The sequence below is a fragment of the Streptomyces sp. NPDC055254 genome (genome assembly GCF_053606025.1).
Genome location: NZ_JBSGQV010000012.1, coordinates 78,401 through 101,854, shown reverse-complemented (window position 1 = coordinate 101,854; position 23,454 = coordinate 78,401). Strand labels below are relative to the sequence as shown.

The following is a 23,454-nucleotide window of genomic DNA, read 5'->3' as shown; positions in this document are numbered from 1 at the left end:
GGGCCGCCGGCTACTTGAGCTTGAGGTTGAAGCTCCAGACGGCGAGGGGCTTGCCGTCCTCGCCGACCTGGACGAAGGCCAGCTTCTTGGCGGCCGGGGCCTCGCCCTGGCCGCCGGTCGCGAAGACGTCGGCGCCGGGGAAGCTGCGGTAGGTGTTGGAGGACGGCTCGGTGATGGGCTGCCCGTCCAGGATCGCCTGCCACTTCTTGCCGTCCTCGACGACTTCGGGCTCGACACCGAGGCGGAGGGTGTCACCGCGGGTGTAGTCGACGGTCTTGGCGGCCTTCAGTTCGGTGAGGCACTCCTGGACCTTTTCCATGGAGAGCTCCTTGCCGTCGTGGCAGGCGGCCTCGGCGGACACCGACTCGGTGCCGACCGTCACGGTCGCCAGCGGTGTCGGCTTGTCGCAGGCGGAGAGGAGGAGGAGGCCGGCGGACACGGCTCCGAGGGCCGCGACGCTGCGGCGGGCCCTACCCGAGAAAAGCGGTGCGGTCATGAGCCGAAGGCTATCGGGCCGGTGGGCTGCGCCGCCGCACGGGGTCCTCGTGCCGCGTCGGCTGCGCCGGGCTCGGGGGTGCGGCGGCCGTTCGGCTGCGCCGGGGCCGGGCTTTCGGGTGCGGCGCCGCTGCCGGGGCGCTGCCCCGGACCCCGCGCCTCAAACGCCGGCGGGGCTGGAAGTGTCGGGACGCTGTCCCGGACCCAGCGCCTCAAGCGCCGGCGGGGCTGGAAGTGTCGGGACGCTGTCCCGGACCCAGCGCCTCAAACGCCGGCGGGGCTGGAAGTGCCGGGGCGCTGGCCCGGACCCAGCGCCTCAAGCGCCGGCGGGGCTGGAAGTGTCGGGGCGCTGGCCCGGACCCCGCGTCTCTAACGCCGGCGGGGCTGGGTTGCGGACCCCGGTCAGGCCACGCGGGGGCGGGAGGGGCCGGGGTGGTGGGGGTGGGGGGAGGAGAGGAGGCCGCGGAGGGCCATCGTCGTGCCGAGGGCGACCAGGGCGGCCGCGACGGCCATGCCCAGTACGCCGTTCAGCGGCAGGGCGATGCCGATCGCGCCGCCCAGGACCCATGCCACCTGCAGCAGGGTCTCCGAGCGGGCGAAGGCCGAGGTGCGGACGGACTCCGGGACGTCCCGCTGGATCATCGCGTCCAGGGAGAGCTTCGCCAGCGCCTGGCAGAAGCCGGCCGTCGCCCCCAGCACCGCCATGAACAGCCCGCTGAAGAACACCGCCGCGAGCACCGCGACCACCAGCGTCAGGCTCAGTACGGCGGCGATGATGGCCTCCGGGGCCCGCGCCCGCAGCCACGCCCCCACCGCCGTGCCGCACGCGTTGCCCACGCCCGCCGAGACGCCCACGATGCCCAACGACACCGCCGCGCTCTGCCCGGCCATCGGGTGGTCCCGCAGCAGGAAGGCCAGGAAGAAGATCAGGAACCCGGACAGGGCGCGCATCGAGGCGTTGGCGAGCAGCCCGCACAGCACGGAGGGACCGACCGTCCGCAGCCCCGGCTTCGGTGAGCGCGCCTCGTGCGTGGAAAGCCGGGCCCGGCGCTCGCCCTTCGCCTCGTCCACCTTGTGCGGCAGCGTGAACGCCGCGAAGGTGCCGCACACGAAGATCGCGCAGGCCCCGTACAGCGGCCACGGCGGGCCGATCGAGTGCAGTCCGGCGGCCACCGGCGCCGCCGCGCCCGTGGCCAGCAGACCGGCCAGCGTGACCCGTGAGTTCGCCTTGACGAGTGAGAACTTCGGGGGCAGCAGTCGGGGCACCACCGCGCTGCGGACCACCCCGTACGCCTTGGACGCGACCAGGACGCCCAGGGCCGCCGGATACAGCTCCAGCCCGCCCGTGGCCACCGCGCCGGACATCATCACCGCCAGCAGCGCCCGGGCGAGCATCGCGGCCGCCATCGCGGCGCGCCGTCCGTGCGGCAGCCGGTCCAGGAGCGGGCCGATCACCGGGGCCAGCAGGGTGAAGGGCGCCATCGTGATCGCCAGGTACAGGGCCACCCGGCCGCGGGCCTCGTCGGTGGGGACGGAGAAGAACACCGTCGAGGCCAGAGCGACCGTGATCATCACATCGCCGGCGCCGTTGATCGCGTGCAGCTCGATCAGTTTCCCGAGGCCCGACTCGCCGGCACCGTGCGCGTGCGTGGCCCGCCGGATCCCGCGCGCCGTACCCGTGATGGGCAGGTGCAGGGCACGCCCGACGGCCCGGCCGGCCCGCCTGGCCGGTCCCGAGCCGTCGGCGGACGACCGTACGGGTGCCACCTCGCCATAGTGCCCCACAGGGCCGTCGCGGACCCCTCCCGGCGCGTCGCGGGCCCTGGGAGGGCCCGCCTCCGGTCGCAGGCTTGTCCGCGAATCGGACCTTGCATGTGGGCCGGAGGCTTCGGAGGAGGTAGCGTGCGTAGCGCGCCACCGGCGGTTGCTCTTGGCCGCGCGCCTCTTCGCGATCCCGCAGAATGGAATCGCAGGAAGGTGCGCCCGAGGCCGATCGGGTGCGGACGTCGACGCGGCCCTCTGGTCCGCTCCGCCCGCGCCACGTACGGACAGCACCGACGGGTCGTTGTGGACGACAGTACGGACGGCGCACACGTGAGACGGCGTAGGAGAGAACGAGACCAGTGAGTGCTGCGACGACGCGAAGCCGTACCCCGCGTACCCCCGACCGCCTGTGCGTGGAGGCGGTAGAACTCGCCCGCGCGGCGGCCGAGGAGGCCGCGTTCCCCGGAGTGGTGGGCGAGCACGTCTCCGCCGTGGCGGAGGGCGACCGGGTCGTCACCCACTTCTTCGAGTGCAAGGAACCGGGCTACCGGGGCTGGCGCTGGGCCGTCACCGTGACCCGCGCCTCCCGCGCGAAGAACATCACGCTCGACGAAACGGTGCTGCTGCCGGGCGACGACGCGCTCCTCGCCCCCGAGTGGGTGCCGTGGAGCGAGCGGCTGCGCCCCGGCGACATGGGGCCGGGCGACCTGCTGCCCACCGACGCCGAGGACCTGCGGCTGGAGCCGGGCTGGTCGGGCGAGGACGCCCCGCCGCCGAACTCGGTGGTCTCCCCCGAGATGGCCGAACTGGTCGAGGCGGAGGACGCCGACGTCACCGACCGCGCGGTGGTTCCGGTGCGGGGGTCCATCACCTCCGTGGCGGAGGAGCTCGGCATGCGGCGCGCGCGGGTGCTGTCGCGGTACGGGCTGCACAGTGCGGCCGACCGGTGGGACGAGTCGTTCGGCGCGAAGACGCCGATGGCGCAGGCCGCGCCGGCGTCGTGCGTGTCGTGCGGCTTCCTGGTCGCGATCGGAGGGTCGCTCGGACAGGCGTTCGGTGTCTGTGCGAACGAGTTCGGGCCGGCGGACGGGCGCCTCGTCTCCCTCTCCTACGGGTGCGGTGGGCATTCGGAGGCCGCGGTGATGCCGAAGCCGCCGAGGCCGGCGCCGCCGGTGCTCGACTCGATGGCGTCGGACGAGTTCCTCCTGCGCCCCTCCCCCCACACGGGCTCGGTCCCCGTGACGGACGTGCAGTCCGCCGACCTGGGCCACTCCTGACCCCTGGGGCCGCTCGGAACCCTCGGGGTCACGCGGGCTACTCGGCGGTGCGGCGGCGGAAGAGGTGCCTGGCGGCGAAGACGGCCGCCAGGGCGCCGGCCAGGACCAGCGCGCCCTTGCCGAAGGAACCCGGCTCCGCCGCCGGCTCCGCGCCCGGCGGGGGCCCCGGCCGCGGTGAGGTGGAGGACGCGGCCGGCGCGGACGGCGCGGCGGTGGGGGGGGCCCGCCCGGGCCCCCCCCCCCCCGGGGGCGCCCCCCGCCGGGCCGGCCGCAACGGGAGCGCGGGGCGGCGGGGGGGGCGCCCCCCACGCGGGCCCCGCCCCCGCGGGGGCCCCCGGCGGGGGTGTGGTGGCGGCCGCGGCGGGCGCGGCGGGGGGGGGGGTCGCGGTCCCGGCCGGGACCGCGACGACCCGGCTGCCCTCGCCCTCCGCGCCGAACATCAACGTCGAGCCGTCCGCCGTGTAGGTCACCGACTCCGCCTGCCCCTGCCACGGCGCGTCCACCCGCTCGCCCCCGCCCTGCGGCCGGCCGTCCTGCCACGGGTAGGTGCGGGCCATGAAGTAGCCGCGCAGCGTGAGCCGCCCGCCGTCCGGTGAGAACGCCCCGTCCGTCACCCACGGCACGTCCGCGACCCGCCGGAACACGTTCGGTCCGGCCGTGGACAGCTGCGCCGGGCCCTCGTACAGGCCGCCCCTGCTCTCGTGCTTGCTCGCGATGTACACCCGGCCCGTGACCGGGTGCACCATCAGCGCCTCCGCGTTCCGCGGCCCGTCCTCGTACCGCACCGTGAACTGCGTGCCCTTCACCGTGGCGTCGCCGAGCTCCTTCGGCTCCCGGAACCGGTAGATCCACACGTGGTCCCAGGTGCCGTCCTTGTTGTCGCCGATGTCGCCGACGTACAGCTGCCCGTCCGGACCGAGCGAGATCCCCTCGACGTCGCGCGGCTTCCCGATGCCCGTCAGCGTCACCCGGGCCACGGTCCTGCCGGTCGCCGCGTCCACGGCGTAGACGTACGGGCCGTCGTCGCTGTCGTTGTGCGTCCAGTACACGCCGGGGTGGATCCGGCTGGCCGCCAGCCCGCTCGACTCCTTGATCCGGGGGTCGGCGATCGTGAACGACGAGGCCCCGGGCCCGGTCGCCGCCGCACCGGCCGCAGCGGCCGGACCGACGGACGCGACGGACAGCAGGGCGACGGCGGCCGCGGAGACGGCGGTGGGGCGGGCGGTCCAGGGGGGCATGCGCATTCCCCCAGCCTGCCAGCCCGCACGGAGTGTTCGGCATCACAGGGGTTCCTGTCGCGTGATCCGCGATGATGACCGGATGCGTTTCATGTTCGTCGGCGACTCCATGACCATCGGACGCGCCGGCGACTACACCTGGCGCTACCGGATGTGGCAGCACCTCGGCACCACCAGCGGCGGGCCCCACCGGATCGTCGGCCCGCGCAGCGAGCTGTACGACACGGCGGCCGACGCGCCGACCAGCCACGCGTACGCCGCCCCGGACTTCCCGGCCGATGCCCGCCGCCACCTGGCCGGCTGGGGCGAGGGCTGGCAGCACATGGCCCCGCTCATCGGGCCCGCCGCGCGCGCCGCCCGGCCCGACGTGCTGCTCGTCTCCCTCGGCCTGATCGACCTCGGCTTCTACACGCGCGCCGACGAGACCGCCGCCAACGTCCGCCGTTTCGTCGAGCGGGCCCGCGCCGCCGCCCCCGCCGTGCGGATGGTGCTGCTGCCGGTGATACCGAACGTCCGGGCCGAAGAGGACGCGCCCTTCGCGGCCGAGGTGGCACTGTTCAACGAGCTGCTGGCCAAAGCGGTCGCCGACCTGACGACGGCCGCCTCGCCGCTCCTGCTGGCCGCCCGCCCGGACGGGTACGACATCCACCGCGACACCTACGACGGCACGCACCCGAACGCCTCGGGCGAGCACAAGCTGGCGGGGGAGTTCGCCGCGGTCCTGCACCAGGCCTGGGGGATCGGCGGCCCGTACCGTCCCGGCCCCGCTCTGTAACACACCCTTCACAGGCTGGACTTGCATCGAGTGCACTGCAAGCAGTTGGCTAGTGCCCCATGAAGTACACACAGCTCGGACGTAGCGGCCTCAAGGTCAGCCGACTCGTACTCGGCACCATGAACTTCGGTCCCCAGACGGGGGAGTCGGAGAGCCACTCCCTCATGGACTCCGCCCTCGACTCGGGCATCAACTTCTTCGACACGGCCAACGTCTACGGCTGGGGCGAGAAGAAGGGCCGTACCGAGGAGATCCTCGGCACCTGGTTCAGTCAGGGCGGGGGCCGCCGGGAGAAGACCGTGCTGGCCACCAAGGTCTACGGCAGCATGGCCGCCGAGGGGGCCCCCTGGCCCAACTTCGACCGCCTGTCGGCGCTGAACATCCGGCGGGCCGTCGAGGCCAGCCTCAAGCGGCTGCAGACGGACTACATCGACCTCTACCAGTTCCACCACGTCGACCGGCGCACCCCGGTCGAGGAGATCTGGCAGGCCATCGACGTCCTGATCCAGCAGGGCAAGATCCTCTACGCCGGCTCCTCGAACTTCCCCGGCTGGAAGATCGCGCAGGCCAACGAGGTGGCGGCGCGGACCGGCCGGCTCGGGCTGGTCAGCGAGCAGTGCATCTACAACCTCGCCGAGCGGCGCGCCGAGATGGAGGTCGTCCCGGCTGCCGAGGCCTACGGGCTCGGCGTCATCCCGTGGTCCCCGCTGCACGGGGGCCTGCTGGGCGGCGTCATCCGCAAGTCCGCCGAGTCGGGGCGGCGCGCCTCGGGCCGCTCGGCGGAGGCGCTGGCCAACAGTGCCGTGCGCGCCCAGGTGAAGGCGTACGAGGACCTGCTGCACAAGCACGGGCTGGAGCCGGGCGAGGTCGCGCTGGCCTGGCTGCTGACGCGTCCCGGGATCACCGGGCCGATCGTGGGACCGCGTACGCAGGAGCAGCTCGACTCCGCGCTGCGGGCGGTCGAGCTGGAGCTCTCGGAGGAGGTCCTGGCGGACCTCGACGAGATCTTTCCCGGTCCGGGGCCGTCGCCGGAGGCCTTCGCCTGGTAGCGCGGCGGGCCGCCGGCGGGCCTACTGTCCGACGGCGGCAGCCACGGCCACGACGAGGAACATCAGCACGAGCACACCGGCCATGACACGGTTTCTGGTCTTGGGATCCACCCGTCGAGCGTAACGCGGCAGCCCCCGCGGCCATGACGCAGGGGCTTCGCCGTGCCCGTCGCGCGTGCGGCCCGGCGTCGGCGCGGGGTACGCGCTCAGCCGGCCAGCGGCCAGGCGGCGACGGTCTCGTAGCGGGGCTGCTCGCCGGGCACCCCGTCGACCGGCAGGTGGCTGCGCACCAGGCTCAGCTCGGTGACCCGCCAGGGGGTGCCCTCGAAGGGGGCGAGCCCCGCCAGGTACGGCCCCAGATCGGCGGCTTCGCGGCTGCGGGCCAGGGTCAGGTGCGGGGTGTACCGGCGGTGCTGCTCCATGGGCACTCCGGCCCGGCGGGCGGCGGCGTCGGCCCGTTCGGCCAGCATCCGCATCCCGTCGAGCCCGCCGGCGGCTCCGGCCCACAGGGCGCGGTCGCCGAAGTGGCCCGCGCCGTGCAGGCGCAGGGTGAAGGGGGCCGAGCGGTGGGCGGCCCGCTCCAGCCGGGCGTGCAGGTCCGGGAGCACCTCGTCCCGTACCTCGCCCATGAAGGCGAGGGTGAAGTGCCAGCCCGCCTGCGCGGTCCACCGGAGGTGGTCGTCGCGCAGGCCCTCCACGGCCCGGGCCAGCTCGGTGACGGCCTCGGCGGGCGGGAGGACGGCGGCGAACAGTCTCATGCGGTGAGCCTAGCGGCGGGCGCGGGCGCGGGTGCGGCGCCGCTGCCGGGGCTCGGCCCCGGACCCTGCGGCGCTCCACGCCCGCCCCCCGCAGTGCCGGCCGGGCCGGGAGTGCCTCGGCGGGGCTCGAAGGCCCCGCCGGGGCTCACGCCACCGCCACCAGTTCGCGGCGGGTCGCGGCGGTGGGCGCGGCCGGGACGAAGGAGACGCCGCGGCGGTTCACCCGCAGGCGCAGGTTGCCGATCCGGGCCAGGACCAGGGCGATGGCCACGGAGGCGGCCAGGGAGATCAGCCCGCCCGCGGCCATGCCGACCCGCGCGCCGTAGGCGTCGGTGATCCAGCCCAGCAGCGGAGCGCCCAACGGGGTGCCGCCGGTGAAGACCATCATGAACAGGGCCATGACCCGCCCCCGCATCTCGGGGTCGGTCGCCATCTGCACGCTGGAGTTGGCGGTGACGTTGACCGTCAGTCCGAAGACGCCGATCGGCACGAGCAGCGCGGCGAACAGCCAGAAGCCGGGCGCGAAGGCGGTCACCAGCAGCAGGGCCGAGAACAGTACGGCCGCCGCCACGAGCAGCCGAAGCCTGGAGTGCCCGCGCCGGGCGGCGAGCAGCGCGCCCGCCAGGGAGCCGGCGGCGATCAGGGTGTTGAAGAGCCCGTACGTGCCCGCGTCCCCGTGGAAGACGTCGCTGACGAAGGCCGACAGCCAGATCGGGAAGTTGAACCCGAAGGTGCCGATGAAGCCGACGAGCGCGATGGGCCAGATCAGCTCCGGGCGCCCGGCGACGTACCGCAGACCCTCGCGCAGCTGTCCCTTGGCGCGCGGACGGGGCTCGACGGGGTGCAGTTCGCGGGTGCGCATCAGCAGCAGTCCGATGACGGGCGCGGCGAAGGACAGCCCGTTCAGCAGGAAGGCCCAGCCGGAGCCGACGGCGGTGATCAGCACACCGGCGATCGCCGGGCCGACCAGCCGCGCGGACTGGAAGTTTGCCGAGTTCAGGCTGATCGCGTTGGCCACCTGGTCCTTGCCGACCATCTCGGGGACGAAGGTCTGCCGCGCCGGGTTGTCGACGACGGTGATCAGGCCGAGGAGGAAGGCGGCGAGGTAGACGTGCCAGACCTGGACGTGTCCCGCCAGGGTGAGCACGGCCAGGGCGACGCCGGTCAGGCCCATGGCGCTCTGGGTGACGATCAGCAGGGGCCGCTTCGGCAGCCGGTCGGCGAGTACGCCGCCGTAGAGGCCGAAGGCCAGCATCGGCAGGAACTGCAGGGCGATGGTGATGCCGACGGCGGAGGCGGACCCGGTCAGGGAGAGGACCAGCCAGTCCTGGGCGATGCGCTGCATCCAGGTGCCGGTGTTCGAGACGACCTGACCGGTCGCGAAGAGCCGGTAGTTCCGTATCTTCAGCGAGCTGAACATGGAGTTCTTGCCCGCAGGTGCGGGTGCGGCGGTGGTAGGGGTGGATATGTGGCCGGGTGCGGAGTCTGCTCCGGTTCCCGTACTCAAAAGCGTTCGCCTCCTGGCGTCGTTCCTACAGGTGGGCGAGCTTCTCCAGGACGGGCGCGGCCTCGCGCAGCTTGGCCCACTCGTCCTCGGTCAGCTCGGCCGCGAGCCCGGCCAGGAAGGCGTTGCGCTTGCGACGGCTCTCTTCGAGCATCGCTTCGGCTTCTTCCGTCTGGCGGACCACCTTCTGGCGGCGGTCGTCCGGGTGCGGCTCCAGCGTGACCAGTCCCTTGGCCTCCAGCAGCGCGACGATGCGTGTCATCGACGGCGGCTGGACGTGCTCCCGCCTGGCCAGCTCACCGGGGGTGGCCTGGCCGCACCGGGCAAGGGTGCCGAGCACCGACATCTCGGTCGGGCTCAGCGACTCGTCCACGCGCTGGTGCTTCAGGCGCCGGCCCAGTCGCATGACGGCGGAGCGGAGATCGTTCACGGCGGCAGCGTCGTCGCCATGGGAAAGGTCATGCATGTCCTTAGAGTAACTCATTACCCTCCCTAAGGAAAACCGGTTATTTCTCGTCACTCGTACGGGTGAGCCGGCGGCGAAAAGCCACCCGCGCGCGCCCCCTCTGCCCCGAGTCTTTCGGCATGGGGACACATGTGCTCAGCATGCGCATAGACGGGGAGCTCCTCGACAGGCTCCGTACACACGCCGCCAAACGCGGAATGAGCGTCCAGGACTATGTGGTCCGGACGCTCATTCGCGATGACTTCGACGAGCGCTTCAAGGCGGCCGTCGACGAGACGGAGAAGTTCTACGGCCTCACGTGAGGCCGGCGTGATGGTGACGCGGGGGACCTACGTGAGGCCGAGGGCCGGCATCGCGTAGTAGAAGACGAACACCGCCGACACCACGTACATGGCCACCGGGACCTCCCGGCCCCGGCCGGTCGCCAGGCGCAGGGCGCAGAAGCTCACGAAGCCGATGCCGATGCCGTTGGTGATCGAGTAGGTGAAGGGCATCATCACCATGGCCAGGAAGGCCGGGACGGCGATGGTGAAGTCGCTCCAGTCGATGTCCTTGACCGAGCCCGCCAGGATCAGGAAGCCGACCGCCACCAGGGCGGGGGTCGCCGCCTGGGACGGGACCATGGTGGCGAGCGGGGTGAAGAACAGCGCCACGGCGAAAAGGCACCCGGTCACGACGTTCGCCAGGCCCGTGCGGGCGCCTTCGCCGACTCCGGCCGTGGACTCCACGAAGCAGGTGGTGGCCGAGGACGAGGTCGCGCCGCCCGAGGCGACGGCCAGGCCGTCGACGAACAGCACCTTGTTGATGCCGGGGAAGTCGCCCTTCTCGTCGATCAGCTTCGCCTCGTCGCCGACACCGAGGATGGTGCCCATCGCGTCGAAGAAGCAGGACAGCAGCACGGTGAAGACGAACAGGATGCCGGTCAGCATCCCGACCTTCCCGAAGCCGCCGAACAGGCTGACCTGGCCCACGAGGCCGAAGTCGGGTGCGGCCACCGGATTGCCCGGCCACTCGGGGACGGTCAGGCCCCAGGCCGTGGCCGGCAGCGAGGCGATCAGCTGGACGGCGACCGCGATCACGGTCATGACGACGATGGAGATCAGGATCGCGCCCGGCGTCCTGCGGATCAGCAGGGCGAGGGTCAGCAGCACGCCGACGACGAAGATCAGCACCGGCCAGCCGTGCAGATGACCGTCGCTGCCGAGCTGGAGCGGGACCGTGGTGTGCGCGGCGTCCGGGATGCGGGAGACGAAGCCCGCGTCGACCAGGCCGATCAGCATGATGAACAGGCCGATACCGATGGCGATGCCCTTGCGCAGGCCCATCGGGACGGCGTTCATGACCCGCTCGCGCAGGCCGGTCGCGACCAGCAGCATCACCACGAAGCCGGCCAGCACCACCATGCCCATGGCGTCGGGCCAGCTCATGCGCGGGGCGAGCTGGAGGGCGACGACGGTGTTGACGCCCAGGCCGGCGGCGAGGGCGATCGGGACGTTGCCGATGACGCCCATGAGGAGGGTGGTGAAGGCGGCCGTCAGGACGGTGGCCGTCACCAGCTGGCCGGCGTCGAGCTGGTGGCCGTACATGTCCTTCGCGCTGCCCAGGATGATCGGGTTCAGCACGATGATGTAGGCCATCGCGAAGAAGGTCGCGAAGCCGCCGCGGACCTCGCGGGCGACGGTCGAGCCGCGCTCGGAGATCTTGAAGTAGCGGTCCACTCCGGAGGTCGGCCGGGAGGGTTCCGGGGTGGTGGGCGCGGGGGCGGGGGCCGGGGTGCTCATACGGTCCTCAATGGGTGTTCCTACGAAGAAAATGGGCCACGCCCAAACCGTTTCAGTATGAACACATGAAGGAAAGGGCGTCCATCTCCGCGCGTAGACCCCGCGGCGAGCCGCGCCGGGGCCCTTGGGAAAGGCCGCGGGCGTCCGGAGGGGCGGGCGGCGAAGGGGCCCGGACCGGCCCGCCTAGACTTGCCGCATGGCGAAATGGACTGCGAAGCACGAGGCGCCCGAACCCCTGGAGGGCCCGGTCGTCGCGACCGTCACCGGCGGCACGATCCTCTGGTTCGCCCTGTTCGTCGTCCAGCTCCCCTTCTACGGGTGGTTCGCCGACCGGGGGCAGCTGTGGTGGGTGTGGACCTGCGCGGCCGGCGGCCTCCTCGGCCTGATCGGCATCTGGTACGTCCGCGGCCGCGACGCCGCCCTCAAGCGGCACGCGGCCGAGCGGGCGGCCGAGCACGCGGCGCCGCCGGGGGACGGACCGACGGCGCGGGACGGGCGGACCGGGTCCACCGGACCGACGGCGCCGGACGGGAGGACCGGGTCCACCGGACCGACGGCGCCCGAGGACACGCTCTAGCCGCCGCGCGCCGTGCCGGCCGCCGCGCCGAGGGGCTACCGGCGGAGGATTCGGGTCATCCCGAAGTCGGATCTTATGACCACTCGGCGGGTGAAGCCTTCCCGGGCCCTCTACCGTCGGAAGCATGACGCAGCGGGCGAAGATCGAATCCGACGGACCGGAGCCGGGCGGCCGCGGCAGCGCCGGCACGGCCATCGACGCGGGGGCCGAGCTGGACCCGGTACACCCGGTCAAGCCGCCCGCCCCCCGTTTCAAGCCGGGCGGCCTCACCACGGCCGAGGTCGCCGAGCGCGTCGCGCGCGGCGACGTCAACGACGTCCCCGTCCGCTCTTCGCGCTCCACCGCCGACATCGTCCGCGGCAACGTCTGCACCCGGTTCAACGCGATCATCGGCGTGCTCTGGGTGATCATGCTCTTCGTCGCGCCGATCCAGGACAGCCTCTTCGGCTTCGTGATCGTCGCGAACACCGGCATCGGCATCATCCAGGAACTGCGCGCCAAGAAGACCCTCGACGGCCTCGCCGTCATCGGCGAGGCCAAACCCGCTGTCCGCCGCGACGGCCGGACCGCCGAGATCTCCACCTCCGAGATCGTCCTCGGCGACGTCATCGAACTCGGCCCCGGCGACAAGGTCGTCGTCGACGGCTCCGTGGGCGAGGCGGACGGCTTGGAGATCGACGAGTCCCTGCTCACCGGCGAGGCCGACCCCGTCCTCAAGAAGCCCGGCGACCCGGTCATGTCCGGCTCCTTCGTGGTCGCCGGCGGTGGCGCCTTCACCGCCACCAAGGTCGGCCGCGAGGCCTACGCCGCCCAGCTCGCCGAAGAGGCCTCCCGGTTCACGCTCGTCCACTCCGAACTGCGCTCCGGCATCTCCACCATCCTCAAGTACGTCACGTGGATGATGATCCCGACCTCGATCGGCCTCATCATCAGCCAGCTGATCGTCAAGGACACCGACCTCAAGGACTCCATCGCCCGGACCGTGGGCGGCATCGTCCCGATGATCCCCGAGGGCCTCGTGCTCCTCACCTCCGTCGCCTTCGCGATCGGTGTCGTCCGGCTCGGCCGCAAGCAGTGCCTGGTCCAGGAACTCCCCGCCATCGAGGGCCTCGCCCGCGTCGACGTCGTATGCCTCGACAAGACCGGCACCCTCACCGAGGGCGGCATGGACGTCACCGAGCTCCGTACCCTCGGCGGCGCGGAAGCCGGCTACGTCACGAAGGTGCTCGGCGCGCTCGGCGAGTCCGACCCGAGGCCCAACGCCAGCCTCCAGGCCATCATCGACGCCTACCCCGACAGCGCGGAGTGGCGCTGCACCGAATCCCTGCCGTTCTCCTCCGCCCGCAAGTACAGCGGCGCCAGCTTCAGCGAGGGCGACGGCGAGAACAACACCTGGCTGCTCGGCGCCCCCGACGTGCTGCTGCCGGCGGACGACCCGGCCCTGGAGGAGATCGACGACCTCAACGCACAGGGCCTACGGGTCCTGCTGCTCGCCCGCTCCGCCCGCGAGCTCGACGACCCGGCCGTCGCCGCCGACGTCAGGCCGACCGCCCTGGTCGTCCTGGAGCAGCGGCTGCGCCCCGACGCCGCCGACACCCTGCGCTACTTCGCGGACCAGAACGTCAGGGCGAAGGTCATCTCGGGTGACAACGCCGTCTCCGTCGGCGCGGTCGCCGGCAAGCTCGGGCTGCCCGGCGCGGAGAACACCGTCGATGCCCGGCGGCTGCCCACCGACCGGGAGCAGATGGCGAAGGTCCTCGACGAGAACTCCGTCTTCGGCCGCGTCACCCCGCAGCAGAAGCGCGACATGGTCGCGGCCCTCCAGTCCAGGGGCCACACCGTCGCGATGACCGGCGACGGCGTCAACGACGTGCTCGCGCTCAAGGACGCGGACATCGGCGTCAGCATGGGCTGCGGCTCGGAGGCGACGCGCGCCGTCGCCCAGATCGTGCTGCTGAACAACAGCTTCTCGACGCTGCCCTCCGTGGTCGCCGAGGGACGCCGGGTCATCGGCAACATCACCCGCGTGGCCACGCTCTTCCTCACGAAGACGGTCTACTCGGTACTGCTGGCGGTCCTGGTGGTCTGCTCGCAGGTCGAGTACCCCTTCCTGCCCCGCCACCTGACCCTGCTGTCCACCCTGACCATCGGCATCCCCGCTTTCTTCCTGGCCCTGGCCCCGAACAAGGAGCGCGCCAAGCCGCACTTCGTGAAGCGCGTGATGCGGTACGCGATCCCGGGCGGTGTGGTCGCGGCGACGGCCACCTTCGTGACGTACGTGGTCGCCCGCGCCCACTACTCCGGCGCGGACGCCCTGAAGTCGGAGACCAGCGCGGCGACGCTCACGCTGTTCCTGACCTCGATGTGGGTCCTTGCGATCATCGCCCGCCCGTACACGTGGTGGCGGGTGGGCCTGGTCGGCGCGATGGGCGGGGCGTTCCTGATCGTCCTCGCCGTGCCGTGGCTGCAGGAGTTCTTCCAGCTGGAACTGGAGGGCACCACCATGCCGTGGATCGCGGTGGGCGTCGCGGCCGGTGCGGCGGCGCTGATCGAGTTCCTCTTCCGCTGGGTCGACCGGAAGTTCCCCGCCTGATCTGGCCGGCGGCCGGAATTCGCCTTGTGACCCGAGCGCACCGGGTGGTTAATGAGGCTCCGCTCCGTCGCGGGTCCATCTCAGGGGGAAGCATGGAGACGACCGGGTCGCCCCAGGCGCCGGAACCGGCCAGGCCGCCGGAGTCACCGGCCGCGCCACCGCCGGCGCCGCCCACCGCGCCTTCGACACCGCCACCCACCGCGCCACCCACCGCGCCGCCGCCCGCGCCGCCCGTGCCGCCGCGCCGGCCCTGGGAGAGACCGCCGGCCGACCCCGCCGCGCAGTCGCCCGCCGCCGCGGCGGGGCTGCCGTTCGCGACTTCGGCGACCTCGGCCGCCAGGGCGGCCCCCGTCCCTCGGCACTCGCTGGAACTGGCCGTCACCAAAAGACTCCTGTGGGTCGGCGGCGCGGCCTACCCGCTGCGGAACATCGCCCGCGTCTACACCTTCGTCCTCCACCCGCGACGCGGGGAGGCCGTGGCCCGCTTCCTGCGCCGGTCGGGTATCACCCTCCTGGTGGCCCTGGGCTTCTCCGTCCTGGGTGACATGGGCGGTTTCCTCCAAGAGGAGGAGAACAAGGGCCCCGTCCGGTTCGCCTGGACGGTCGCCGTGGTCGCCCTGATCTACTTCTTCACGGAGATGCTCACCGTCGTGACCGCGCGGCCGCACCACGTCATGGCCGTGGAGACGAACGGCGTGTCCACGGCCCTCGTGACGGGCCGCCCCGAGGAGCTCGACCGACTCGTCCACCAGATCGCGCACGCCATCGAGAACCCGGACACCGAACTCCGCGTCAAGGTCGAGGCGCTGACGATCAGCAACCCGAGCAACTACTACTTCGGCGATACCGTGAACATGTACGGAGGCAGCGGCAACACGGGGGTGGCGAACGGATGAGCGGCGACAGCTACAACTTCGGCAACGTCGTCAACATGCACGGCGGCCAGGGCAACACCGGGATGGTGAACCACCACGCGGCGCCCGCCGCCCCGGCCGCCGATCCCGGGCTGGAGCGGGCGATCGGCGAGCTGGTCGTGCTGATCAGGGACTTGCACGCCCAGCTGCCGCCGCAGTCCGCGCAGTACCTGGACGAGTCCCTCCCGGCGATCACCGCCGACCCGGACGTGGCCCCCGAGGCGCGGCGCCGCGCGCTGGTGGCCGTCGCCGGGATCGCCGCCACCGTGGGCGCGATCGGCCAACCCGTCCTCGACTCCGTCCGCGCCCTGCTGGAACTCCTCGGGACCTGACGGCGGCCGCGCCGCTCTCGTCCGCGCCCGCGCACGGTGCTCCCGCCGCGCGGGCGCGGCCGCACGTCAGTCGAACCAGCGGTCGCGGGCCAGCTCCGCCGTCCGCGACGGGTCCTCCAGCAGGGCCGCCACCTCGAACCGGCGGGGCCACTGCCCCGCCGCCCAGGCCAGCCCCGCGGCCACGCCCTCCAGGGTGGAAGCGTGCAGGGTGCCGTCCGGAGTGCGGCGCCAGTCCAGTTCCACGCCCCCGGCGATCAGCTCCTCGTGCTCCACGTACGTGCGCGGCGCGGCCGGACCGAGCAGCATCAGTACCGACTCCGGGACCTCGTGCTCCGTACCGGGCGTGCTGACCTCCGCCGGAACCGTCTCCGAGAGGCGGCGGACCTGGAGCAGCTCCGCGAGCTCCGCCGCCCGGGACGGCGGAACGGGCAGCAGCGGCAGGCCGGCCGTCAGCGGCAGCAGGTCCGGGGCGTCCACGACGACCGCGTCCGCCGCGTCCACCACCAGCACCTCGCCGTCCACCACCGCCCGCAGCTCGTCCGGCAGGGTGACCTGTTCGGGATCGAGGTCGGCCAGCGCCCCGTAGAGCCCGTGCAGCTGGCCGCCCGTCACCTCGCGGTCCGGGTCGGCGAGCCGGCCCAGCAGCTCGGCCGCCCCGCCGGGCTCGTCCAGCAGGGCGGACACGCTGGTCCGTACGCCGAGCGCCCGCAGCACCTGCTCGTCCTCGAAACCGGTGGCGTCGGCCGAGGTGTAGAGGCCGTCCAGCAGCGGATCGCCGCCCGCCGCGCGCAGACCCGCCGGGCGGCGCCCGTCGAGCACCGGGTGGTCGCGCAGCCACCACGCGGTGTACGGGCGCACGGACGTGGTGGTGCCGTCCGGCAGCAGGATCCGTACCGGCTGGGTCAGCGCGTCCCGCAGCGGCGGCCGCGCGAGCATCGCCAGGGCCTGCGGCCAGCAGTCGTCGTCGACCAGATCGAGGTCGCGGACGGCGACGAGCTCGGTCGCCACCGGCGGTACGGGCAGCTCCGGCAGCTGGTCCAGTACGTCCTCGCACCACACGTCCACCGCGTCCAGCAGGCCCGCGTCGTCCGGCTCGGCGAAGTCCCCCTCGCGGGGCTCCATCTCGTCCGGGTCGAGCACCACGTCCGTGGCACGCACCAGTTGGAAGTCGGCCAGTACACCGCAGGCGGTGAGCGGGCCGGCGCCCCAGCGCTCGGCCAGCTCGGGGTCCACGTACGGGATCTCGTCCTCCCGGACCACCGAGGCCAGCGGCGACCCGGGCAGCAGCAGCTCGCCGGCCGGGGTCGGCTCCCCGTCCTCGTCCGGCAGCGCCAGCGCGCCCAGCCACGGCTCGTCGCCCGGGGACAGGTCGGCGTCGCGGACCAGGCCCAGGACCACGTCGGCCAGCTCCTCCGGGTCGAGTGCGTCCTCGTCCCAGATCTCGCCGGCCTCCAGGGAGGCCGCGACGGCCGCCCGTACCTGCGGGGTCCTCAGGACCGCGCGCGGGGTCGCCGGGAGCGCACCGAGCTTCTCCAGCAGGGGGTGCGCGGCGTCCGGGTGGGCCACCTTCAACCCCAGCCGGGCCAGGTTCGCCGGAGTGTCCACGCCCGGCAGCAGCAGGTGCCGGGGGCCGATCGCGGTACGGCCGTCGGCGAGCGGTACGGGCAGCCCGGACAGCCGGTCGGGGTCCACCCCGGCCAGGCTGTCGTAGAGCCGGTGCCACCAGTCGGGGGTCCGCTCGATGCCCGCGATCCGCTCGATGGCGTCACCGAGCGGGAGCCGGCCCACGCCCAGGATGCGCAGTTCGGCGCGGCGCTCCAGGCCGGCCGGGAGCAGCGTCGGCAGCACCTCGGCCAGGACCCGTACGGTGTCGGCGCCCGCGCCCTCCACGACCTCCGCCTCGAACGGGCGCAGCGCGGCGCGTTCCCCCGCGTGCTCGGGCGGCGCGGCGGGCGCCAGGAACGCCGTACGGGGGAGCCGCCGCAGGACGGCCGCGCGCAGGGCGCCGTCCAGCTCGCCCTTGCCGAGCGGCCCGGGGACCAGGTCCACGAGGGCGGTGGTCACCGGGTCCCAGGCGCCGAGGAGTTCGGCGTACGCGTCGGCGGCGCGCTCCACGAGGAAGTCGGTCAGCGGTCCGGGCGCGGGGTGGCGGCGGGTGGTGTCCAGGGGCAGGGTCGCGATGAGCAGCGCGGGGATGCCCAGCGGCTCGTCGGTGGGGGTCGGGGCGTGCACCACGGGCGCGGTGGCGGGGCGGACCGGGGCGCCGTCGGCGTCGACGGGGACGGCCCAGGACACCGCCCAGGCGGGCCGCAGCCGCTCCTCCACGGGCCGGTCGGCGAGCAGCGCCCGCTCGATGGGGCCGCCGTGGCGGACGGTGCGCCAGCGGTTCGTGCCCGTCAGGGAGTCCTCGATGACGGTGTACGCGCCCTCGTCGCGGCGCAGCAGCGTACGGGTGCCCGCGGTCGGGGTCTCCACGACGATCTCGCGCAGCCCGGGCAGGGTCAGCAGCAGCGCGTCGTCGATGCCGGCCAGCAGCCGCTCGGCGAGGTCTTCGGCGGCGGCGTCGCGCAGCGGGAGGACCACGACGGTGTCGTAGCCCTCGGGGGCGGTGCCCTCGGCGGGCAGCGGGAGGCGGAGCAGCGGCACGTGGCCGTCGCGGCGACGCAGTTCGTCGCCGAGGCCGGGGCTGCCGACGGCGGCGCCCCGGGCCAGCTCGCGGGCCTCGGCCATGGACCAGCGGACTCCGCCGTGCCGGCCCAGTACGGCGGGTTCGTCGGACACCGCGAGGACGGCCGCGAAGCCGACGCCGAAGCGGCCGACGCTCGTGGCGGGGCCGGCGCCGGCGTCGGTCCCGGTGCCGGCCGCGGGGGCGGCCGCGGCGGGCTCCCGCTTGGCGGAGGCGCGCAGGGTGCTCAGCGACTCCACGCCCGTCGCGTCGAGCGGGGCCCCGGTGTTGGCGACGGCGAGCACGGCGTGGCCGCCGACGCCCGCGTGCAGGGTGAGGCGAAGTCGGCCGGGCACCTGGGCCCGGGCGGCGGCGTCGGCCGCGTTCTGCGCCAGCTCGACGACGAGCCGGTCGCGGTAGCCGCCGAGCGCGAGGTCCTCCTCGGCGTTGGCGTCCTCGCGGAAGCGGGCCGGGCCCGCGCCCCATGCGTCGAGCACCCCGCGCCGCAGCCGGGCCGTGCCGAAGGGGTCCACGCCGTTCTGTGCCGCCGTCACTCGCACGTTCACGCCGCTGCCTCCATGCTGTGCTGCCTACAAGACCGCCGGGACCTCACCTGCCCCGAACCTGCTGACGGTACCGCGTACGGAGCTGCCGCCGGCCCGTGAGGTGGGCGAACACCACGACGTCGGCACCCCTGGGTCCCCGGGGGCGGCGGCGGAGAACGGCGGAGCCCCCGGTGACGGAAGGTCACCGGGGGCTCGGCGCGCGGGAGCCGGGGCCGGCGCGGGGCCGGAGCCGGGGCTAGAGCTTCTCGATCACGTAGTCGATGCAGGCGGTCAGGGCCTGCACGTCCGCCGGGTCGATCGCCGGGAACATCGCGACGCGCAGCTGGTTGCGGCCGAGCTTGCGGTACGGCTCGGTGTCCACGATGCCGTTGGCGCGCAGCACCTTGGCGACGGCCGCCGCGTCGATCTCGTCGGAGAAGTCGATCGTGCCGATGACGGCCGAGCGCTTGTCGGCGTCCACGACGAACGGGGTCGCGTACTTCGACGCCTCCGCCCAGCCGTACAGGTTGCGCGCGCTGGCCGACGTACGGCCGGTCGCGAACTCCAGTCCGCCCTGGCCGTTGAGCCACTCCAGCTGCTCGTTCAGCAGGAAGAGGGTCGACAGCGCGGGGGTGTTGTACGTCTGGTTCTTGAGCGAGTTGTCGATCGCCGTCGGCAGGGAGAAGAACTCCGGGATGTGGCGGCCCGAGTCGTGCACGCGCTGCGCGCGCTCCAGGGCGGCCGGGGAGAACGCGGCCAGCCACAGGCCGCCGTCCGAGGCGAAGGACTTCTGCGGGGCGAAGTAGTAGACGTCGGTCTCGGTGATGTCCACCGGCAGGCCGCCGGCGCCCGAGGTCGCGTCCACCAGAACGAGGGACCCGGCGTCGGCGCCCGTGACGCGCTTGAGCGGCGCGGCGACACCCGTCGAGGTCTCGTTGTGGGTGTACGCGTACACGTCCACGCCCGCCTCGGCCTGCGGCTCGGGGTGCGTGCCCGGCGCCGAGGAGATCACCGAGGGCGCGTCCAGCCACGGCGCGAGTTCGGCGGCCTTGGCGAACTTGGAGGAGAACTCGCCGAAGGTGAGGTGCTGGGACTTCTGCTCGATCAGTCCGTGGGTCGCGATGTCCCAGAAGGCGGTGGAGCCGCCGTTGCCCAGGATCACCTCGTAGCCCTCGGGAAGGGAGAAGAGGTCCCGGACACCCTGGCGCACCGAGCCCACCAGGTTCTTGACCGGGGCCTGGCGGTGCGAGGTTCCGAGCAGGGAGGTACCGGTGGCGGCGAGGGCGTCCAGCGCCTCGGTCCGCACCTTGGAGGGGCCCGCGCCGAAGCGTCCGTCGGCGGGCTTGATGTCAGCGGGAATCTGGATCTCAGCCACGAGCGGAGCGTATCCGGTCCAGGTCCGCGAGTCGGAGCCGAGTCCACCGGGTGAGACGCGGTGGACTCGGCCGCCGGGGTGGCAGGGTGGGTGTGTGACGTCTCCAGGGGAACGTGAGGGCGCGGACGGCAGCGGAGCCGGGCGCGGTACGGGACGGGGCCGTGCGGGAGGTGGGACCGGGCGCGGTACGGGGCCGGGAGCCGGGCGCGGGCCGGGCCCGGAACTGGAGCGGGCCCTGCGGGCGGACCTGCGCGGGGAGGTCGACTTCGGCGTCGCCGCCCGGGCCCTGGCCACCATGGACGCCTCCAACTACCGGCGTGTCCCGCTGGGCGTGATCACCCCGCGCGACGCCGACGACGTGGCCGCGGCGCTGCGGCTGTGCGCCGATGCCGGGGTCCCCGTCGTCCCGCGCGGCGGCGGAACCTCCGTCGCCGGCCAGGCGACGGGGGTGGGCGTGGTGCTCGACCTCACCCGGCACATGAACGCCCTCGTGGCGGTGGACCCGGCCGCGCGAACCGCCGTCGTCCAGCCCGGGCTGGTCCTCGACCGGCTCCGCGACGCCGTCCGCCCGTACGGGCTCACCTTCGGGCCCGACCCCTCCACGCACTCCCGCTGCACCCTCGGCGGGATGATCGGCAACAACGCGTGCGGCGCCCACTCGGTGGCCTGGGGGACCACCGCGGACAACGTGGCGGAGCTGGCGGTGACCGCCTACGGGGGCACCCCGTACCGCCTGTCCACCGGCTGGGCGGGCGCTCCGGAGGGCCTGCGCGAACTCGTCGCCGGGAACCTCGCCGCGCTGCGCACCGCGATGCCGGCGCCGCCCTCGGCCGCGGGTTTCTCCCGGCGGATCTCCGGCTACGCCCTGGACGCCCTGCTCCCCGAGCGGGGCGTCTCGCTCACGCGGGCCTTCTGCGGGAGCGAGGGCACGCTCGGGGTGGTGACCGAGGCCGTGGTGCGCCTGGTGGAAGCGCCGCGCGCGCCGGTGCTCGCGGTGCTCGGGTACGGGGACGAGAGCGGGGCGGCGGACGCGGCCGCCGGGCTGCTGCCGTACGGGCCGCTGACGGTCGAGGGGATGGCGCGGGACCTGGTCGCCGGTGCGACGGGGCTGCCGCGGGGCGGGGCCTGGCTGTTCGTGGAGATGCGGGACGAGGGCGGGGCGCGCGCGCTCGTCCGGGGCGCCGACGCGCTCGACGCGCTGGTGGTCACGGACCCGGCGGGGCAGCGGGCCCTGTGGCGCATGCGCGAGGACGCGGCGGGGACGGCCACGCGGATGCCGGACGGCTCGACGGCCTGGCCCGGGTGGGAGGACTGCGCGGTGCCGCCGGCCCGGCTGGGGGCGTACCTGAGGGAGTTCCGGGCGCTGCTGGCGGCGCACGGGCTGCGCGGATCGCCGTACGGGCACTTCGGCGAGGGCTGCGTCCACGTACGGATCGACTTCGACCTGGTGACACCGTCCGGGGTGGCCCGCTTCCGTACCTTCTCGGAGGAGCTGGCCGACCTGGTGGTCTCCCACGGCGGATCGCTGTCGGGGGAGCACGGCGACGGGCAGGCGCGGGCGGAGCTGCTGCCGCGGATGTACGGGGCGGAGGCGGTCCGGCTCTTCGGCGCGTACAAGGACGTGTGGGACCCGGCGGGCGGGATGAACCCGGGCATGCTGGTTCGGCCGGCGCGGCTGGACGAGAACCTCCGCTTCGCCGTGCTGCCGGCCACCGGGTTCGCGGGGGAGGTCGCGAAGTGCGTCGGGGTCGCCAAGTGCCGCACCACGGAGACGGGCGGGCCGGAGGTGATGTGCCCGTCGTACCGGGCCACGGGGCAGGAACGGCACTCCACGCGCGGCCGGGCGCGGCTGCTGCACGAGATGCTGGCGGGGGAGATCGTCACCGACGGCTGGCGCTCGGCGGAGGTCGCCGAGGCGCTTGACCTGTGTCTGGGCTGCAAGGGGTGCCGCAGCGACTGCCCGGTGGGCGTGGACATGGCCGCGTACAAGGCGGAGTTCCTGCACCGCCACTGGGCGGGCCGGCTGCGCCCGCTCGCCCACTACGTCCTGGGCGGCCTCCCGACCTGGCTCCGCCTGATCGCCGCCCTCCGAGCCACCCGCCCGGCCAACGCCCTGACCCGCGCCCTCGCCGTCCCGGGCCTCACCGCCGCCCGCCCCCTGCCCCGCCTGGCCCCGGAACCCTTCCACCGCTGGTGGCACCACCGCCCGGCTGCCCCGCCCCCGCCGGCGGACAAGGCCCCGGCCGATCCGTCCCGTCTGCCCGTCGGGGCTCCGGGCGATCCGTCCCGCCCGCGCTCCGGGACCCAGGCTGCCCCGTCCCGCCCGGCCGCCCGGACCCCGGGCGATCCGTCCCACCCGCCCGTCGGGGCTCCGGGCGATCCGTCCCGCCCGCGCGCCGGAGCTCCGGGCGATCCGGCCTCGCCGGCGTTCGGGGCGCGGGTCCGGGCGGAGCCCGCGGCGGGCCGGCAGGGGTCGGGTCCCGGTTCCTCCCGGTCCCCGGCGGGCCCTGGCTCGGCGCCGCCGCCCACCGTCACGTTGTGGCCCGACACCTTCACCGAGTACCTGAGCCCCGAGACCGGCCGGGCAGCGGTCCGGGTGCTGGAGGCGGCCGGCCTGACCGTCACCCTCCCCGCCGGCCGGGTCTGCTGCGGGCTGACCTACGTCTCCACCGGCCGCCTCGACCGCGCCCGCGCGGTACTGCGGCGCACGCTGGCAACCCTCGCCACCCGGGACGCCGACGCCGACGCCGACGCCCCCGTCCTGGTCCTGGAGCCGAGCTGCGCCGCAGCCCTCCGTACCGACCTCCCCGCCCTGCTCCCCGACGACCCCCGCGCCCACCGCCTCGCGGCCGCCGTCAGGACCTTCGCGGAGACCCTGGAGGAGTACGCCCCCGCCTGGCGCCCGCCCCGCCTCGACCGGGCCGTCGTCGGCCAGACCCACTGCCACCAGCACGCGGTACTCGGCGACGCCGCCGACCGGCGGCTGCGCGAACGCGCCGGTCTCGTCGGCGAGCTCAGCGGTGGCTGCTGCGGCCTGGCCGGGAACTTCGGCTTCGAGCCCGGCCACCACGAGGTGTCGCTGGCGTGCGCGGAGGAGCAGTTGCTGCCGTCCCTGCGCGCGGCACCGGCCGACGCCCTGGTCCAGGCGGACGGCTTCTCGTGCCGGACGCAGATCGCCCAGCTGGGCCCGCCCCGGTCCCGCCGGGCCCGCCACCTGGCGGAACTCCTGGCGGACGGCTTGGCGGACGGCCTCGGGGACGGCCTCGCGGAGCAGCCGTCACAGCCCCCGACCGAGCGGCCGTAGCCGCCCCGCGGGATCCGCTGCCCCGACACCCGCCGGTAGCAA

The 23,454-nt window shown here is 74.0% G+C and carries 17 protein-coding genes and 1 pseudogene; 9 read left to right on the top strand and 9 right to left on the bottom strand.

Translation table 11 applies throughout. The annotated features are described in order from the left end of the window. Positions 1 to 10 precede the first annotated feature (10 nt). Both ACWFQ8_RS15135 and ACWFQ8_RS15130 read right to left on the bottom strand, forming a co-directional pair. On the bottom strand, positions 11 to 496 hold the full coding sequence (locus ACWFQ8_RS15135; RefSeq protein ID WP_453786665.1) for a DUF2771 domain-containing protein: 486 nt from the start codon (positions 494 to 496) through the stop codon (positions 11 to 13). Positions 497 to 897: 401 nt separating this feature from the next. Next, positions 898 to 2,280 (bottom strand): MFS transporter, encoded by a 1,383-nt coding sequence (locus ACWFQ8_RS15130; protein WP_453786664.1) that lies wholly within the window; start codon positions 2,278 to 2,280, stop codon positions 898 to 900. 338 nt (positions 2,281 to 2,618) lie between these two features. Between ACWFQ8_RS15130 and ACWFQ8_RS15125 the strand changes: the two genes are divergently transcribed. After that, the gene (locus ACWFQ8_RS15125; protein WP_453786663.1) at positions 2,619 to 3,536 is read left to right on the top strand and encodes a DUF3027 domain-containing protein; all 918 of its coding nucleotides are present in this window, start codon (positions 2,619 to 2,621) and stop codon (positions 3,534 to 3,536) included. 221 nt (positions 3,537 to 3,757) lie between these two features. On the opposite strand, the pseudogene ACWFQ8_RS15120 reads toward ACWFQ8_RS15125, so the two are convergent. Further along, positions 3,758 to 4,774, bottom strand: a pseudogene (locus ACWFQ8_RS15120) (WD40 repeat domain-containing protein); the annotation flags it as partial. 82 nt (positions 4,775 to 4,856) lie between these two features. Between ACWFQ8_RS15120 and ACWFQ8_RS15115 the strand changes: the two are divergent. Continuing rightward, on the top strand, positions 4,857 to 5,549 hold the full coding sequence (locus ACWFQ8_RS15115; RefSeq protein WP_453786662.1) for a GDSL-type esterase/lipase family protein: 693 nt from the start codon (positions 4,857 to 4,859) through the stop codon (positions 5,547 to 5,549). Between the two features lie 59 nt (positions 5,550 to 5,608). After that, complete coding sequence (locus tag ACWFQ8_RS15110; protein ID WP_453786661.1) at positions 5,609 to 6,598, top strand: aldo/keto reductase; 990 nt, start codon at positions 5,609 to 5,611, stop codon at positions 6,596 to 6,598. A gap of 206 nt (positions 6,599 to 6,804) precedes the next feature. Here the strand turns inward: ACWFQ8_RS15110 and thpR are convergent, their stop codons facing one another. The 3 genes from thpR to ACWFQ8_RS15095 form a co-directional block, all read right to left on the bottom strand. Next, positions 6,805 to 7,356: an RNA 2',3'-cyclic phosphodiesterase gene (gene thpR / locus ACWFQ8_RS15105; RefSeq protein ID WP_453786660.1), complete on the bottom strand. Its 552-nt coding sequence runs from the start codon at positions 7,354 to 7,356 to the stop codon at positions 6,805 to 6,807. Positions 7,357 to 7,501: 145 nt separating this feature from the next. Continuing rightward, positions 7,502 to 8,863: an MFS transporter gene (locus tag ACWFQ8_RS15100; protein ID WP_453786659.1), complete on the bottom strand. Its 1,362-nt coding sequence runs from the start codon at positions 8,861 to 8,863 to the stop codon at positions 7,502 to 7,504. 25 nt (positions 8,864 to 8,888) lie between these two features. Continuing rightward, a complete protein-coding gene (locus ACWFQ8_RS15095) occupies positions 8,889 to 9,326 on the bottom strand; it encodes a MarR family winged helix-turn-helix transcriptional regulator (protein ID WP_267726860.1) in 438 nt (145 codons plus the stop codon). Between the two features lie 119 nt (positions 9,327 to 9,445). Here ACWFQ8_RS15095 and ACWFQ8_RS15090 point away from each other — a divergent pair, with 119 nt between their 5' ends. Further along, entirely contained in the window at positions 9,446 to 9,628 is a 183-nt protein-coding gene (locus tag ACWFQ8_RS15090; protein WP_030156886.1) for a hypothetical protein, read from the top strand. Positions 9,629 to 9,655: 27 nt separating this feature from the next. Here the strand turns inward: ACWFQ8_RS15090 and ACWFQ8_RS15085 are convergent, their stop codons facing one another. Beyond that, positions 9,656 to 11,107, bottom strand: a complete 1,452-nt coding sequence (locus ACWFQ8_RS15085) for an NCS2 family permease (RefSeq protein WP_453786658.1) — start codon at positions 11,105 to 11,107, stop codon at positions 9,656 to 9,658. Between the two features lie 196 nt (positions 11,108 to 11,303). Between ACWFQ8_RS15085 and ACWFQ8_RS15080 the strand changes: the two genes are divergently transcribed. From ACWFQ8_RS15080 to ACWFQ8_RS15065, 4 genes are all read left to right on the top strand, one after another. Beyond that, positions 11,304 to 11,684, top strand: a complete 381-nt coding sequence (locus ACWFQ8_RS15080; protein ID WP_453786657.1) for a DUF2530 domain-containing protein — start codon at positions 11,304 to 11,306, stop codon at positions 11,682 to 11,684. Between the two features lie 124 nt (positions 11,685 to 11,808). Further along, on the top strand, positions 11,809 to 14,277 hold the full coding sequence (locus ACWFQ8_RS15075) for an HAD-IC family P-type ATPase (protein WP_453786656.1): 2,469 nt from the start codon (positions 11,809 to 11,811) through the stop codon (positions 14,275 to 14,277). A 92-nt stretch (positions 14,278 to 14,369) separates the two neighbouring features. Next, positions 14,370 to 15,173: a DUF6232 family protein gene (locus ACWFQ8_RS15070; protein WP_453786655.1), complete on the top strand. Its 804-nt coding sequence runs from the start codon at positions 14,370 to 14,372 to the stop codon at positions 15,171 to 15,173. After that, positions 15,170 to 15,523 carry a hypothetical protein gene (locus tag ACWFQ8_RS15065; RefSeq protein WP_453786654.1) on the top strand — a complete coding sequence of 118 codons (354 nt, stop codon included), beginning with the start codon at positions 15,170 to 15,172 and terminating at the stop codon, positions 15,521 to 15,523. Before ACWFQ8_RS15070 ends, ACWFQ8_RS15065 begins: the two co-directional genes overlap by 4 nt. Positions 15,524 to 15,589: 66 nt before the next feature. On the opposite strand, the gene ACWFQ8_RS15060 is transcribed toward ACWFQ8_RS15065, so the two are convergent. Together ACWFQ8_RS15060 and serC are read right to left on the bottom strand one after the other, a co-directional pair. Next, a complete protein-coding gene (locus tag ACWFQ8_RS15060) occupies positions 15,590 to 18,748 on the bottom strand; it encodes a sacsin N-terminal ATP-binding-like domain-containing protein (RefSeq protein ID WP_453786728.1) in 3,159 nt (1,052 codons plus the stop codon). 241 nt (positions 18,749 to 18,989) lie between these two features. Beyond that, positions 18,990 to 20,108 carry a phosphoserine transaminase gene (gene serC / locus ACWFQ8_RS15055; protein WP_453786653.1) on the bottom strand — a complete coding sequence of 373 codons (1,119 nt, stop codon included), beginning with the start codon at positions 20,106 to 20,108 and terminating at the stop codon, positions 18,990 to 18,992. A gap of 295 nt (positions 20,109 to 20,403) precedes the next feature. Here serC and ACWFQ8_RS15050 point away from each other — a divergent pair, with 295 nt between their 5' ends. Beyond that, positions 20,404 to 23,412, top strand: coding sequence for an FAD-linked oxidase C-terminal domain-containing protein (locus ACWFQ8_RS15050; protein ID WP_453786727.1), 3,009 nt, complete (start codon positions 20,404 to 20,406; stop codon positions 23,410 to 23,412). The last annotated feature ends 42 nt before the right edge of the window (positions 23,413 to 23,454 follow it).